General features: G+C 66.0%; 13 protein-coding genes. 5 read left to right on the top strand and 8 right to left on the bottom strand.

Annotated features, from left to right (window positions below; translation table 11 throughout):
- Positions 1 to 26: 26 nt before the first annotated feature.
- From XW59_RS05725 to rsmA, 4 genes are all read left to right on the top strand, one after another.
- On the top strand, positions 27 to 2,288 hold the full coding sequence (locus tag XW59_RS05725; RefSeq protein WP_246666016.1) for an LPS-assembly protein LptD: 2,262 nt from the start codon (positions 27 to 29) through the stop codon (positions 2,286 to 2,288).
- 113 nt (positions 2,289 to 2,401) lie between these two features.
- Positions 2,402 to 3,340, top strand: a complete 939-nt coding sequence (locus tag XW59_RS05720; protein WP_047143760.1) for a peptidylprolyl isomerase — start codon at positions 2,402 to 2,404, stop codon at positions 3,338 to 3,340.
- 30 nt (positions 3,341 to 3,370) lie between these two features.
- Positions 3,371 to 4,381 (top strand): 4-hydroxythreonine-4-phosphate dehydrogenase PdxA, encoded by a 1,011-nt coding sequence (pdxA, locus tag XW59_RS05715; RefSeq protein WP_047143759.1) that lies wholly within the window; start codon positions 3,371 to 3,373, stop codon positions 4,379 to 4,381.
- Positions 4,378 to 5,205: a 16S rRNA (adenine(1518)-N(6)/adenine(1519)-N(6))-dimethyltransferase RsmA gene (gene rsmA / locus XW59_RS05710; RefSeq protein WP_047143758.1), complete on the top strand. Its 828-nt coding sequence runs from the start codon at positions 4,378 to 4,380 to the stop codon at positions 5,203 to 5,205. Before pdxA ends, rsmA begins: the two co-directional genes overlap by 4 nt.
- Positions 5,206 to 5,293: 88 nt before the next feature.
- On the opposite strand, the gene XW59_RS05705 is transcribed toward rsmA, so the two are convergent.
- The 8 genes from XW59_RS05705 to fabD form a co-directional block, all read right to left on the bottom strand.
- On the bottom strand, positions 5,294 to 5,647 hold the full coding sequence (locus XW59_RS05705) for a nuclear transport factor 2 family protein (RefSeq protein ID WP_047143757.1): 354 nt from the start codon (positions 5,645 to 5,647) through the stop codon (positions 5,294 to 5,296).
- Positions 5,648 to 5,808: 161 nt separating this feature from the next.
- Positions 5,809 to 6,462 carry a guanylate kinase gene (gmk, locus tag XW59_RS05700; protein WP_047143756.1) on the bottom strand — a complete coding sequence of 218 codons (654 nt, stop codon included), beginning with the start codon at positions 6,460 to 6,462 and terminating at the stop codon, positions 5,809 to 5,811.
- A gap of 3 nt (positions 6,463 to 6,465) precedes the next feature.
- A complete protein-coding gene (locus tag XW59_RS05695) occupies positions 6,466 to 7,353 on the bottom strand; it encodes a YicC/YloC family endoribonuclease (protein WP_047143755.1) in 888 nt (295 codons plus the stop codon).
- Positions 7,354 to 7,480: 127 nt separating this feature from the next.
- Positions 7,481 to 8,659: an endolytic transglycosylase MltG gene (gene mltG, locus XW59_RS05690; protein ID WP_047143754.1), complete on the bottom strand. Its 1,179-nt coding sequence runs from the start codon at positions 8,657 to 8,659 to the stop codon at positions 7,481 to 7,483.
- 87 nt (positions 8,660 to 8,746) lie between these two features.
- Positions 8,747 to 10,003, bottom strand: coding sequence for a beta-ketoacyl-ACP synthase II (fabF, locus tag XW59_RS05685; protein ID WP_047143753.1), 1,257 nt, complete (start codon positions 10,001 to 10,003; stop codon positions 8,747 to 8,749).
- Between the two features lie 52 nt (positions 10,004 to 10,055).
- Positions 10,056 to 10,292, bottom strand: a complete 237-nt coding sequence (locus XW59_RS05680; RefSeq protein WP_047143752.1) for an acyl carrier protein — start codon at positions 10,290 to 10,292, stop codon at positions 10,056 to 10,058.
- A 233-nt stretch (positions 10,293 to 10,525) separates the two neighbouring features.
- A complete protein-coding gene (gene fabG, locus XW59_RS05675) occupies positions 10,526 to 11,263 on the bottom strand; it encodes a 3-oxoacyl-[acyl-carrier-protein] reductase (RefSeq protein WP_047143751.1) in 738 nt (245 codons plus the stop codon).
- Positions 11,264 to 11,315: 52 nt separating this feature from the next.
- Positions 11,316 to 12,257: an ACP S-malonyltransferase gene (gene fabD, locus XW59_RS05670; protein ID WP_047143750.1), complete on the bottom strand. Its 942-nt coding sequence runs from the start codon at positions 12,255 to 12,257 to the stop codon at positions 11,316 to 11,318.
- A gap of 229 nt (positions 12,258 to 12,486) precedes the next feature.
- Here fabD and XW59_RS05665 point away from each other — a divergent pair, with 229 nt between their 5' ends.
- Complete coding sequence (locus XW59_RS05665; protein WP_246666006.1) at positions 12,487 to 14,430, top strand: LTA synthase family protein; 1,944 nt, start codon at positions 12,487 to 12,489, stop codon at positions 14,428 to 14,430.
- The last annotated feature ends 71 nt before the right edge of the window (positions 14,431 to 14,501 follow it).

Genomic DNA, 14,501 nt, shown 5'->3' with positions numbered 1-14,501 from the left:
GCGCCCAGGTCTCCGAGGACGCGGAGATGCTGCTGGAAGCCGACACGCTCGTCTACGACAACGACCGCAACACCGTGACCGCCGTCGGCGGCGTGCAGATCGACTATGACGGCAACCGCCTCGTCGCCCAGCGCGTCGCTTATGACCGCAATACCAGAAAGCTGATCGCCACCGGCGCTGTCGAGATCGTCGACCGCGACGGCACGAAGATCTATTCCGACGAAATCGACGTGACCGACGATTTCCGCGACGGCTTCGTCAACGCGCTGCGCGTTGAGACCACCGACAAGACCTATTTCGCCGCCGAGAGCGCGGAGCGCCGCAGCGGCACGGTCACGACCTTCAACCGCGGCATCTACACGGCCTGCGAACCGTGCGAGGAAAAGCCCGACAAGCCGCCGATCTGGCGCATCAAGGCGCAGAAGATCATCTGGAACGGCGAAGCGAAGACCGTGCGCTTCGAGCGCGCGCGCTTCGAGATGTTCGGCTTCCCGTTGGCCTTCCTGCCGGCCTTCGAGGTCGCCGATCCGACCGTGAAGCGGAAATCCGGCTTCCTGATACCGAGCTATCAGGGTTCCTCGAAGCTGGGCTACGGGGTGCAGGTTCCCTACTATCTGGCGCTTTCGCCGACCTTCGACGCGACCTTCTACCCGACCTATTATTCGAAGCAGGGCTTCCTCGGCATGGCCGAATGGCGCCAGCGCTTCAACAATGGCGCGTACGACATCCGCATCGCCGGCATCCGCCAGCAGAGCCCGGAGGAATTCGATCCCGGCACCGTCGACAGTCGCGAGAAGTTCCGCGGCATGATCGGCACGAAGGGCGAGTTCCAGATCAATCCGCGCTGGAGCTTCGGCTGGGACGTTCTTGCCCAGACCGACAAGAACTTCTCCAGGACCTACAGCATCGACGGCTTCAACCAGTCGGTCCACCGCTCGCAGGTCTACCTGACCGGCCTCAACGACCGGAACTATTTCGACCTGCGCGCCTACCGCTTCGAGGTCCAGGAGCGGCTGCTGGATGCCGACCCCCGCTCGCGGAGTGAAAAGCAGCCCTGGGTCCTGCCGTCCTTCGACTATTCCTACACGCCGGACGAGGCGATCGCCGGCGGCGAGCTCAACATCGACGTCAACGCGCAGTCGCTCTACCGACGCGAACTCGACCGGTCCGGATGGCAGGGCAGTGGCGACAGCGACGCGCTTGTTCGCGGAACCGAGGGCTGGAACGGCCGGGTGACGGCGGAAGCCGAGTGGAAGCGTTCCTTCATCGCGCCCGGCGGACTGATGCTGACGCCGCTTCTGGCGGCGCGCGGCGACGCGATCGGCACCAGCTATTCCGGCCTGAGCGAAGCCGCCATCGCGGATCTCGCCGGCACGCTCGGCGTCGAGGACGACATTCGCTCGGCCTATTTCCGTTCGATGGCGACCGCCGGCCTCGAGGCGCGGTGGCCGATCCTGTTCTCCACGACCAGCTCGACCCATGTGCTCGAACCGATGGGCCAGATCTTCGCCCGGCCCGATGCCGCCTATCAGAACCGGCTCGGCATCCCCAACGAGGACGCGCAGAGCCTCGTCTTCGACGCCACCAGCCTGTTCGAGCGCGACAAGTTCTCCGGCTTCGACCGCATCGAGGGCGGCACGCGCGCCAATCTCGGCGTGCGCTATTCCGGCGCGTTCCAGAACGGCTGGGGTCTGCACGGCCTGGCCGGACAATCCTACCACCTCGCCGGCGACAACCCGTTCGCCTCGCCCGATCTCGTCAGCGCGGGCGCCTATTCCGGCCTCGAATCGGACCGCTCGGACTATGTCGCCATGGTCGGCCTGACCACCCCGGTGGGGCTTTCCTTCTCGGCCGGCGGCCGCTTCGACGAGGATTCCTTCGAGATGCGCCGCACCGACCTGACCGCCGGCTACACGACGCGGCCGTTCTCCATCGTCGGCCGCTACAGCTTCATCGAGGCGCAGGCGCCCGAGGAAGCGGGCGATCCGCCTGCCTACGGCTTCGATTCCGATCGCCAGGAGGTGCAGCTCAGCGCCTCGGCGAGGTTCTTCGAGAACTGGCGCGTCTTCGGCTCGGGCACCTACGACCTGGAAAAGGACGTGCTCGTCGCCCGCTCGATCGGCTTCGCCTATGACGACGAGTGCTTCGCCTATTCGTTCACCGTTTCGGAGACGGAGAACCGCGACACCAATGAAGTCGACCGCAGTTTCGGCTTCAGCATCTCGCTCAGGACGATCGGCGATTTCGGCACCGCATCCAACAGCCCGTTTGCTTCCAGCCGCCTTTGACACTATTCAGGGCCCTCAAGACTGGCATTCGTCACTCTTTTGCCCCATAAGGCGGGCAAACGACTTGTCTGGCGTGCCGAAATCGCTCTGGAAGATACGGGGATTTACTTGCAATGATGCCGATCAGGAAAAGCCTGCGCACCATCGCTCTCGCCTTGATGGTATCCGCGGTGACGGTTCCAGTCGCCTTCGCGCCGCTGCCCGCGGCGGCGACCGAAATCAAGTACGTCGTCAACAACCAGCCGGTGACCAGCTACGATATCCAGCGCAGGGCCGCCTTCCTCAAGCTGCAGCAGCGGAAGGGCAATCTGCAGCAGATGGCCGCCGACGATATGGTCGACCAGGCGCTGCGCACGGCCGAGATCAAGCGCCTCAACATCCGCATCACGGACGAGCAGGTGGCCGATTCCTATGCCCGCTTCGCCCAGTCGAACAATCTCAGCCCGCAGCAGATGGACGAGATACTCGCCCAGACCGGCGTGACCAAGGCGCATTTCCGCGAATTCATCCGCACCCAGATGGGCTGGGGTCAGGCGATCAACGCCCGCAGCCGCTCTGCCAACCGGATGAGCGAGCAGGACGTCGTGCAGCGCATGCTGCAGCAGGGCGGCAACAAGCCTTCCGCCACCGAATACATGCTTCAGCAGGTGATCTTCGTGGTTCCGGCGTCCGAACGAGGCGCCAAGCTCGCGGCCCGCAAGCGCGAGGCCGAGGCCATGCGCCAGCGCTTCCGCAGCTGCGACACGACGCGTGAGTTCGTCAAGGGCCTGCTCGACGTGACGGTGCGCGATCTCGGCCGCATCCTCCAGCCGGAGCTTCCGCCGGAATGGAAGGAATCCGTCACGGCCACGAACGCCGGCGCGGCGACCGCCGTCCGCGAGACCGACCGCGGCGTGGAGTTCATCGGCGTGTGCAGCGCCCGCGAAGTCTCGGACGACCGCGTGGCGCAGATGGTCTTCCAGGCCGAGGGAACCGGTGGCGAGAAGGCCGACGAGCTTTCCAAGGAATACACCGCCGAGTTGCGCGAGAAGGCGACGATCATCAACCGCTGATCGTCGATCAACTGCATTTAGGAGACGGGCTTGGCTCCACTCGCGCTGACATCGGGCGATCCTTCGGGAATCGGCCCCGAAATCGCAATCCGGGCCTGGCGCGAACGCAGCGAACGCGGCGTTCCCGCCTTCTACGTCCTCGGCGACCCGGCCCTCCTCAAGGCGCGCGCGGCGATGACCGGCGAGGCTGCCGAGATCGCGATCATCCACCCGGCCGAGACCCTTGCGGCATTCGACAAGGTGCTTCCCGTGGTTCCGCTCGCGGCGCGGTTCCGTGACGTTCCCGGCAGCCCCGACGGCGCCAACGCCACCGGCATCATCGAGGCGATCGAGCGGGCGGTCGCCGACGTGCGCACCGGCGAGGCCGACGCCGTCGTCACCTGCCCCATCGCCAAGAAACCGCTCTACGATGCCGGCTTCGAGTTTCCGGGCCATACCGAATTTCTCGGCCATCTCGCCGAGCTGGAGACCGGCAGGCCCGTACGGCCGGTGATGATGCTGGCCGGGCCCGACCTGCGGGCCGTTCCGGTGACCATCCACATTCCGCTGGCCGACGTCAGCCGCAGCCTGACGAGCGAGGCGATCGTGGCCACCGCCACCATCACCGCCCGCGACCTCGCCGGGAGATTCGGCATCGCCAGGCCGCGCCTCGCCGTTTCCGGGCTCAATCCGCACGCCGGAGAGGACGGCGCGATGGGCCGCGAGGACATCGAGATCATCCGCCCGGCGATCGAGGCGCTGCGCGCGCAGGGGCTCGACGTGGCTGGCCCCCTGCCCGCCGACACCATGTTCCACCCGCAGGCGCGCGCCACCTACGACGCGGCGATCTGCATGTATCACGACCAGGCGCTGATCCCGGCGAAGGCGCTCGCCTTCGACGAGACCGTCAACGTGACGCTCGGACTGCCCTTCATCCGCACCTCGCCGGACCACGGCACCGCCTTCGGCATCGCCGGCAAGGGCGTCGCCAGGCCGGACAGCCTCGTCGCCGCGCTGAAACTTGCCCGCAAGATGGCCGACGCGAAAGCCGCGCGACAATGACGATCGACGGGCTGCCGCCGCTGCGCGACGTGATCGAGCGCCACGGCCTGCGGGCCAAGAAATCGCTCGGCCAGAACTTTCTCCTCGACCTCAACCTCACCGGCAAGATCGCCCGGACGGCCGGCGACCTCTCCGATTCCACGGTCATCGAGGTCGGACCGGGTCCGGGAGGACTGACGCGCGCGCTGCTCCTTTCCGGCGCCAAGCGCGTGGTTGCGATCGAGCGCGACGAGCGCTGTCTCGAGGCGCTGGCGGAGATCGCCGCGCATTATCCCGGCCGGCTGGAGGTGATCGCCGGCGACGCGCTGAAAACCGATTTCGCCGCCCTCGCCGCCGGTGGCGGAGACGTGCGCATCGCGGCGAACCTGCCCTACAATATCGGCACCGAGCTTCTGATCCGCTGGCTGACGACGGCCCAATGGCCGCCCTTCTATTCCTCGCTGACGCTGATGTTCCAGCGCGAAGTGGCGCAACGCGTGGTGGCGCGGCCGGGCGACGACGCCTATGGCCGGCTCGGCGTGCTCGCGGGCTGGCGGACGCGGGCGCGCATCGCCTTCGACCTTCCGCCGCAGGCCTTCACGCCGCCGCCCAAGGTGACCTCCTCCGTCGTCAGCATCGAGCCGCGGGAAAATCCACTGCCCGCCGACGTGCAAAAGCTCGCGAAGATAACCGAAGCAGCCTTCGGCCAACGCCGCAAGATGCTGCGCCAGAGCCTCAAGAGCGTTGGCGGCGAGCGGCTTCTCGCGGCCACCGGCATCGACGGGACCCGCCGGGCGGAGACGCTGACCGTCGAGGAATTCGTGGCGTTGGCGAACGCGGTGTGAGCCGCAGGGCGGTGGAATCGCGCCGAGCGACCGCGAACGGCACGGCCGCTCTTGGATAGCGCCGCCTGACGGCGCTATCAGCGCCTAGCTAATAGTAGAACCGCTCCTCGACGATCTTGCCGGCCCTGACCGTGTAGACGCCGACCTCGTCGAGCGTGATGCGTTCACCGGTCGCCTTCCGCGTCAAATCCATCGTGAAACGGATGGCGAACTGGTCGCCGTTGACGTAGGGGCCCTCGACGGTCACGCCGTGGACCTCGTGATTGGCGCCCCACGTCTCGCCCTTCTGCCTGACGGCGTCCTTGCCCCTGCTGACCGCCGTCGGGCCTTCCATCGCTTCATAACTCACGATGTCGTCGGAATTGTATTTCGCGGCCGCGCCGTCGTGGTCGCCGCGCTTGAGAATTTCGGTGAAATCCTTCGCAAGTTCTGCCGTAGTCATGGGTGTTCCTCCCTGAACCGAGGTCCGGAAAATAGCACCGGCGGCGCAGGCGGCATATGGGAGGTCGCCGTGCCAGCTGACAGCTTGATGTCAGGAGCTCGTGAACGACGCGTTCCGGGCGGTCCTGTCTAGCCATGCCCGTTGCAGGCGTGGCCGCGTCGCTACAGCTTCTCGTCGAGCAATCCGGAAACGAACTCGAACAGGCCGGGGCGGCGGTCGCGCCGCAGCCGCTCGGCGGCGACGATCGCCTGCACGGAGACGAAAGCCCTGTCCAGATCGTCGTTGACGACGACGTAGTCGTATTCGCGCCAATGCTCGATCTCCGCGCGCGCGTTCTCCAGGCGCGCCGCGATGACGCTGTCCTGGTCCTCCGCCCGGCGCCGCAGCCGCTCCTTCAGCTCGCGCATCGAGGGCGGCAGGATGAAGATCGAGACGATGTCGCCTTGCATCTTCTCGCGAAGCTGGACGGCGCCCTGCCAGTCGATGTCGAAGAGCATGTCGCGGCCCTCGGCCATCGCCCTTTCGGCCGGCTCGCGCGGCGTGGCGTAGAAATTGCCGTGCACCTCGGCCCATTCGAGCAACTGATCGTTGTCGCGCAGCATCTCGAACTCGCGGGTCGTGCGGAAATGATAGTGCGCGCCATCAATCTCGCTGCCGCGGCGCGGGCGCGTCGTCACGCTGACCGAAAGCTCGAACGCCTTGTCCCTTTCCAGGAGATTGCGCGCGATCGTCGACTTCCCGGCGCCTGAAGGCGAGGAGAGCACGAGCATGAGGCCGCGCCGGCGGATCTGTGCGGTTTCGGGCTCGGCCGCCATGACTTACTCCAGATTCTGGACCTGTTCGCGAAACTGGTCGACCACCGCCTTCAATTCAAGGCCGATCGCGGTGACCGAGGCGGCGTTCGACTTCGAGCATAGCGTGTTCGATTCGCGGTTGAATTCCTGCGCGAGGAAGTCGAGCTTGCGACCGACGGGGCCTCCGCCGGCCAGAAGCGCGCGGCCGGAAGCGACATGCGTCTTCAGCCGGTCGATCTCCTCGCGGATATCCGCCTTGGTGGCGAGGAATGCCGCCTCCATGTGCAGGCGTTGCTCGTCCAGCGCCGGGGCGGCGTCGAGCAGCAGCTTCACCTGCTCGCCGAGCCGCTCGCGGATCACCGAAGGCTCGCGAGAGGGATCGGCCTCGGCGCTCGCGGAAAGCCCGGCGATTGCGTCGAGATGCCCTGAAAGCAGGCCGCCGAGCGCGGTGCCTTCATCCCGCCGTGCCGCCTCGAGATTTGCAAGCGCGGCGTCGAGCGCGGCCAGGATCGCGGCGTCGAGCGCGTTGCGGCCCTCCTCATCCTCGAGCGCATCGGGAATGTCGAGCACGCCGCGCAGGGAAAGAAGTCCGTCGGCGGTCGCGGGCGCGACCCCGAACTGCTCCTCGAGGCGCTTGGCGAGCCCCGCCAGATCCCTCAGGAACTCCTCGTTGACGACCGGCTGCGCCTGTACGCCCGAGCGCGTCAGCGTGAGGCCGGCCTGGACGTTGCCGCGGGAAAAACGCTTCTGGATCGCCTGACGGGCGGCCTGCTCGAGCCGCTCGCAACCGGGCGGAAGGCGCAGGCGCACCTCCAGGCTCTTTCCGTTGACCGATTTGAGCTCCCAGGCGATGGCGGCGCCGAGATGTTCGGCGGCTGCCCGGCCAAAGCCCGTCATGCTCTGCAAGCTCATTCGTCCCCCAGACCGGATCGCCATGCGCCCGAGGGACGCGCGAAAGTCGATCCATCTCTTGTTCTTGACATCGGATTGGCCCGAAAACCGGATTCCACTTTCGGTCCGATGTTCTGGCTGCCGGTGTTTATTCGGCGTCCGTTTCCGCCTCGGCATCCGGCGTCGTTCCGGCGGCTTCGGCGCGTTCCCGCACGATGCGGCGCCAGCGTGCGACGTTCCGGTTGTGCTCGTCGAGCGTGGTAGCGAAGACGTGGCCGCCGGTGCCGTCCGCGACGAAATAGAGGTCGTCGGTCAGCGACGGGTTGGCCACGGCCTCCAGCGAGGCCCGGCCGGGAATGGCGATCGGACCGGGCGGCAGGCCGTTGATGGTGTAGGTGTTGTATTCCGTCGGCTTGTCGATGTCCGAGCGATAGATCGGCCGGTCGGCCGGCTTGCCCTCGCCGCCGAAGATTCCATAGATGATCGTCGGGTCGGATTGCAGCCGCATGCCGCGCTTCAGCCGGTTGATGAAGACCGATGCCACGCGCGAGCGCTCGTCGGCGCGGGCGGTCTCCTTCTCCACGATCGAGGCGAGCGTGACGAATTCGTTGACGTCGGAAATCGGAAGATCGGGCGAGCGGCGCTCCCAGATGCCTTCCACCAGCCGCTCCTGGTCGGCGACCATCTTGCGCACCACTTCCTCGCGCGTCATGCCGCGCTCGATCCGCAACGTGTCGGCCATGAGGCCGCCTTCGGTCGGAACATCGGAAGGCATGTCGCCGGTGAGGATCTCGTTCGCCTCGATGCGCCTCAATGCCTGCAGGACGGTCAGTCCTTCCGGCACGACGAGCGAATAGGTGACGGAACGTCCGCTCTTCAGGAGCTCCATGATCTCGCGCATCGAGGCGCCCGCCTTGACCATGTACTCGCCGGCCTTGAGCTGGCCGTCATTGCCATAGGCCCGCACGCCGAGGCGGAAGATCGTCTCGTTGGAGATCATGTCGTTGCGCGCGAGCAGCTCGGCGATGCCCTGCACGCCGGTGTTCGGGCGGATTATGACCGTGTCGGCGTCCGTCGACGGCCCGGGCGCGTCGAAAGCCTGCTTGCCGAGATAGACGGCCACGAAGGCGGCGATGGCGACGAGCACCACCACCGACATGAGGAAATTCAGGAAAATGACGAACTGGCTGCGCGACTGGCGCGACCTGCGCGGCGGCGGCGTTCCGGCCTGGGGGCGCAGCGCCTCGCTCGCGGTCTTGGGTACGATCGGCTTGGAAGCTTCGGGAGTGGTGCCGCTCACGGCCTCTTCAGACGGATTTGATGTCATCTTGCTTCAGCACGCTCCTGATGCCGATTCCCGAGCTTCCCGGCCGATCCCGACCGTAGCCCCAAATATGGCAAAAATGGCGGTGATTCAGCCGTTGTAACGCTGAAACACAAGAGATGCGTTGGTCCCGCCAAAGCCGAACGAATTCGAAAGCGCGACATCGATCCGGCGCTCGCGAGGAGCGTTGGGAACCAGATCGATCGCCGTCTCCTTTTCAGGATTGTCGAGATTGATCGTCGGGGGCGCCACGTTGTTCTTGATGGCGAGCACGGAGAAGATCGCCTCCGCCGCTCCGGCCGCGCCGAGCAGGTGGCCGATCGACGATTTCGTCGACGACATGGAAACCTTGGACGCCGCGTTGCCGACCAGTCGCTCGACCGCGCCGAGTTCGATCGTGTCGGCCATGGTGGAGGTGCCATGGGCGTTGATGTAGTCGATGTCCGCGGGCGCGAGATTGGCGCGCTTGATCGCCGCGCTCATGCAGCGGAACGCGCCGTCGCCGTCCTCGGAGGGGGCGGTGATGTGATAGGCGTCGCCGGACAGACCGTAGCCGACGACCTCGGCGTAGATCTTCGCGCCGCGCGCCTTGGCGTGCTCCAGCTCCTCCAGCACCACGACGCCCGCGCCCTCGCCCATGACGAAGCCGTCGCGGTCGCGGTCATAGGGACGCGAAGCCTTCTGCGGCGTGTCGTTGTAGCTCGTGGAGAGCGCCTTGCAGGCGGCGAAGCCGGCCAGCGACAGCCGGGTGACCGGCGATTCCGCACCGCCCGCCACCATCACGTCGGCATCGCCGAACATGATCAGGCGCGCCGCGTCGCCGATCGCGTGCGCGCCGGTCGAGCAGGCCGTGACGACCGCGTGATTCGGCCCCTTGAGGCCGTGGCGGATCGACACCTGGCCGGAAACGAGATTGATGATGTTGCCGGGGATGAAGAACGGGCTGATGCGGCGCGGGCCGCGTTCCTTGAGGATCATCGCGTTCTCGGCGATGCCCTCGATGCCGCCGATGCCCGAGCCGATCATCACGCCGGTGGCGTTCTGGTCCTCGGGGCTCTCGGGATGCCAGCCGGCATCGTCCAGCGCCATGTCGGCGGCGGCCATTCCGTAGAGAATGAAGTCGCCGACCTTGCGCTGATCCTTGGGTTCCATGAACCGGTCGGGATCGAAGGCGGCCTCCCCCTCCCGGGGGATGACGTTGGCGATCTTGCAGGGAAGATCGTCAACCTCGAAAGTCTCGATGCGGCGCGCAGCGCTCTTGCCTGCAAGCAATTGCTTCCAGGCATGCTCCACACCCACCCCGAAGGGCGAAAGCAGACCCATGCCGGTGACGACGACGCGCCTCATCGCAGGACCTCTTTACTTATCGTGGTGCTTCGGAAGCCGCGCGACGACAGCGTCAGGCGGACGCCTTGTCGATGTACTTGACCGCGTCGCCGACAGTCAGGATGGTCTCGGCGGCATCGTCCGGAATCTCGACGCCGAATTCTTCCTCGAAAGCCATGACCAGCTCAACCGTATCAAGGCTGTCCGCGCCGAGGTCGTCGATGAAGCTCGCGCCTTCGGTGACCTTGTCGGCATCGACGCCCAGATGCTCGACAACGATTTTCTTGACGCGTTCTGCGGTATCGCTCATTTGCAAACCCTCGACTTGTGTTGGTTCGTCTTCGTTAGCGGCACGATTGCCGCTAATCAAGTTCAAAGATAACTGTTCCGGCGGCAAGAAATCAGTGGATAATGCGACGTCGTCTCTTTGTCGGCGACAGTGTCGAACCCCACGGAAAGCTCAATTCTCCGCCTTTTCGAGCGCCCGATTACACGAAAACGCGGCTGCGTCCAAGGCGAAAAAGCCTTCTCGGGCGGTCATCCTCAGATCATCGCCATGCCGCCGTTGACGTGCAGCGTCTGGCCGGTGACGTAGCCGGCCTCGTCGGAAGCCAGATAGACGACGGCCGCGGCGATGTCGCCGCCCGCACCCATCTTCTTCATCGGGATGGCGCCCATGATCGCCTCCTTCTGCTTGTCGTTCAGCTTGTCGGTCATGGCCGATTCGATGAAGCCCGGCGCGACGCAGTTGACGGTAATGTTGCGCGTCGCGATCTCCTGCGCCAGCGATTTGGAGAAGCCTATGAGGCCGGCCTTGGTGGCGCAGTAGTTGGCCTGGCCGGGGTTGCCGGTGACGCCCACCACCGAGCTGATGTTGATGATACGGCCGTGACGGCGGCGCATCATCGGATGGGTGAGCTCGCGGGTAAGCCGGAAAACGGCGGTCAGGTTGACCTCGAGCACGGCATCCCAGTCCTCGTCGGACATGCGCACGAACAGCCCGTCCTTGGTGATGCCGGCATTGTTGACGAGAATGTCGACGCCTTCGAGCTCGGCCTCGGCCTTGGCGCCGAGCGCCTTGACCTCGTCGCGGTCCGAAAGGTTCGCCGGGAAAAGCTTCACGCGCTCGCCGAGCTCGCCGCCGAGCGCTTCGAGCTTTTCGATCCGCGTGCCGTGCAGGCCGACGACGGCGCCCTGCGCGTGCAGCGCGCGGGCGATCGCCTCTCCGAGGCCGCCGGTGGCGCCGGTCACGAGTGCCTTGCGGCCAGTAAGATCAAACATCCTTCACTCCTTCCAGAGCAGACCCGCCGCTGCGGATCGCTGGTTCAAGCCGTCAGGCGAGCGCGGCGAGCGCCGTCTCCATGTCGGCCGGCGTGCCGACGGACGCGGTGGCGATATCGCGGTTGATACGCCGGGCGAGCCCGGAAAGCACCTTGCCCGATCCGATTTCATAAAGCGTCGAAACACCGTTCGCGCCGAACCATTCGACGGTCTCGCGCCAGCGCACGCGGCCGGTGACCTGCTCGACCAGGCGTGCGGCGATCTCATCCGGATCGGAAATCGGCGCGACGACCACGTTCGCCACGACCGGCACGACCGGCGCCCTCTTCTCCACCTCGGCGAGCGCGATGCGCATCGCCTCGGCGGCGGGCGCCATCAGGGCCGAATGGAAAGGCGCCGAGACGGGCAGCATCAGGGCGCGCTTGGCGCCCTTTTCCGTGCAGATGCGCGCGGCGTGCTCGACCGCCGCCTTCGCGCCGGAAATGACGAGCTGGCCGCCGCCATTGTCGTTGGCGACCTGGCAGACGGAGCCCCGCGCGGCCTCCTCGCAGGCGGCTTCCACGTCCGGCTGCTCCAGGCCGATGATCGCCGCCATGGCGCCCTCGCCCACCGGCACGGCGGCCTGCATGGCATTGCCGCGGATACGCAGGAGCTTCGCCGTGTCGGCGATCGAGAAGGTTCCGGCGGCGGCGAGCGCCGAATACTCGCCGAGCGAATGGCCGGCGACATAGGCAACCTTGTCCTTGAGCGAGAAGCCGCGCGCCTCGAGCACCCGGACGACCGCGAGCGACACCGCCATGAGCGCCGGCTGGGCGTTGGCCGTCAGCGTCAGCGTCTCCTCCGGCCCCTCCCACATGATCGCGGAGAGCTTTTCGCCCAGCGCATCGTCCACTTCCTGAAAGACCGCGCGGGCCTCGGGGAAGGCGTCGGCGAGGTCCTTGCCCATACCGACGGCCTGGCTTCCCTGACCAGGAAATGTGAATGCGATCGCCATGGAGCGTCTCTCCGGTTTCGTGCCTTTCGCCTGCCGTGTGGCGCAATGAGCGCGGCAGGTCAAGTCTCGGCGTCCTCGGCGGCGGCTTTCCCGATTTACGCGAGAACGAAACGGGACTCATCAGCAACGTGTGAACGCCGTTCCTCGAAAGTGAAGCAACCTAAGGGTTTCATGACGGTTTAATGACTGTTAGATGACGCGCCCCCATTTTGACGACAGGAAGCTGACGTTGAGCGACATTATAGCCCATGAGCAATCGCTCAAACGAAATGAACGGTTGCGTGGACGGTCGGCCTCCTGGGGACCGAAATTCGCGCGCGGGCTCGTCTCGTTCCTGATCACCCTTCTGGCGGCGGTCGCCCTCGTCTTCGCCGTCGAGCTGATCGGGCGCGGGTCCGTTTCCGAGGTCGTCCGCTTCTTCAGCGAGACGCATCGCCCTGCCTGGACGACGGTGGCGCTGTTCGCGCTCCTCTTTCTCGCGCTCGACGCGATATTGTGGCGGGCGCACCAGTCGATCCTGCTGGTCGCGCCGATCGTCCTGGGATTGGCGTGGATCGGCTATGAGAAGCGCTTCTATCTCGGCGATCCGCTTTATCCGACCGACATTCTTTATGCGCGGCAGATCGTCGAGCTGCTCCCCCTGATGGCGAGCGACCGGCCGGTCACCGCGCTCGTGATCGCCCTGTCGACGGTCGCGGCCGCCGCCTTCATGGTCTTTGCATGGCGCAAGGCGCGGCACCTGCCCAGGAAAAGCATCGGCGGACGGCTGCTCTGCCTGATCGTCTCGGTGCCGATCCTCGGCTATTTCGCCTCGATCATGGACTATTCGAGCTTCTCGCAGATGCGCGACAATCTGCGCATTTCCCCAATGATGTGGGACCAGAAGGCGAATTACGCCCACAACGGCTTCACGCTCGCCTTCCTCCTCAACGTGCCGATGGCGAACGTCGCGGCGCCCGCGGGCTATTCGCAGTACGCGATGACCTCGATCGACCGCGCGACCGATGCGGTCTACATCCCCGCGCAGCAGCCGGACATCATCGTGGTGATGAGCGAATCCCTCTGGGACGCGACCCGCCTGCCGAATGTGACGATCAGGCCGGACCCGCTGAAATTCGTCAAGTCGGTGCAGTCGGGCCACGTCTTCTCGCCCGAATTCGGCGGCATGACCGCCAATGTCGAATTCGAGGCGCTGACGGGCTTTTCCAATGCCTTCCTGCCCTATGGCAGCATTCCCTATCAGCAATATGTGCGCGGCGAGCTTCCCTCGATGGCAAGCTTCCTCAGGAATGCCGGCTACGAGACCCTCGCCGTCCATCCCTTCGCCGAATGGTTCTGGAACCGCGGTCCGGTCTACGAGGCGTTCGGCTTCGACCGCTTCCTGTCGCAGGAGAACCTTCCGCCGCTGGAAAAGCGCGGCAAGCTCGCCTCCGACGAGGCGCTGACGGAAGAGATCATCAAGCAGGCCGAGGCGGCGACCGATCCGCTCTTCCTGTTCGCGGTCACCCTGCAGGGCCACGGACCCTACGGCTCCGACCGCTATCCGGAGCCCAAGCATGAGGTGATCACGGCGGCCGGCGAGGCGGCGCGCTCCTCGATCCAGAGTTTCGCCGAGGGCGCGGCCGACGCCGACAAGAGCCTGCGGCGGCTGATTCGCTGGGCGGCCAAGCGGGAGCAGCCGACCGTCATCGCGCTCTTCGGCGACCACCTGCCGCCACTGGGGCCGGCCTATGTCGCCACCGGCTTCATGGAGCGCAACGTCGCCAACCGCTTCGCGCCCGCCGACGAAATGCTCGTGCAGCACGAGACGCCGCTGGTGGTCTGGAACAACAAGACCGGCCGGGTCCCGAACATCGGCACCGTCAGCCCGGCCTTCCTGCCGTTCCACGTCTTTCAGGCGGCCGGCATCGAGCATCCTTATTACACGGGCTTCCTCGGCGACCTTCGCCACCGCTATGCCGTGATCGACAGGCACCTGCTCATCGGCGCCGACGGTGGCAATGCCGAGGGCTGGATGCGGCGGCCGACGATCGATCCGCTGCTGCGCCAGTACCGGCTGCTGCAATACGACACGATGTTCGGCAGGCGCTACGGCCAGGACCGCTTCTTCCCCGCGGTGCCACCGGAGCTCGTCGCGGAGCGCGCGCGACGCGCGGACATTGCGACCTATTGATCCGTTCCCGCCCGCAGCGCTTGTCTTCCGCGAAAAAACCTGTATAGACGGCCGCAATCTGCCGGTCCTTG

Source organism: Aquamicrobium sp. LC103, from assembly GCF_001014615.2.
GTDB lineage: Bacteria > Pseudomonadota > Alphaproteobacteria > Rhizobiales > Rhizobiaceae > LBCQ02.
Note: the sequence above shows the minus strand (reverse complement) of the source record. Positions and strands in the feature narration are given on the sequence as shown.

Coding starts and splice junctions, on each gene's coding strand:
- XW59_RS05705 (WP_047143757.1), bottom strand. CDS start 5,647: ATGACTACGGCAGAACTTGCGAAGGATTTCACCGAAATTCTCAAGCGC.
- XW59_RS05695 (WP_047143755.1), bottom strand. CDS start 7,353: ATGAGCTTGCAGAGCATGACGGGCTTTGGCCGGGCAGCCGCCGAACAT.
- rsmA (WP_047143758.1), top strand. CDS start 4,378: ATGACGATCGACGGGCTGCCGCCGCTGCGCGACGTGATCGAGCGCCAC.
- gmk (WP_047143756.1), bottom strand. CDS start 6,462: ATGGCGGCCGAGCCCGAAACCGCACAGATCCGCCGGCGCGGCCTCATG.
- fabG (WP_047143751.1), bottom strand. CDS start 11,263: ATGTTTGATCTTACTGGCCGCAAGGCACTCGTGACCGGCGCCACCGGC.
- XW59_RS05725 (WP_246666016.1), top strand. CDS start 27: ATGCTGCTGGAAGCCGACACGCTCGTCTACGACAACGACCGCAACACC.
- fabD (WP_047143750.1), bottom strand. CDS start 12,257: ATGGCGATCGCATTCACATTTCCTGGTCAGGGAAGCCAGGCCGTCGGT.
- XW59_RS05720 (WP_047143760.1), top strand. CDS start 2,402: ATGATGCCGATCAGGAAAAGCCTGCGCACCATCGCTCTCGCCTTGATG.
- XW59_RS05680 (WP_047143752.1), bottom strand. CDS start 10,292: ATGAGCGATACCGCAGAACGCGTCAAGAAAATCGTTGTCGAGCATCTG.
- mltG (WP_047143754.1), bottom strand. CDS start 8,659: ATGACATCAAATCCGTCTGAAGAGGCCGTGAGCGGCACCACTCCCGAA.
- fabF (WP_047143753.1), bottom strand. CDS start 10,003: ATGAGGCGCGTCGTCGTCACCGGCATGGGTCTGCTTTCGCCCTTCGGG.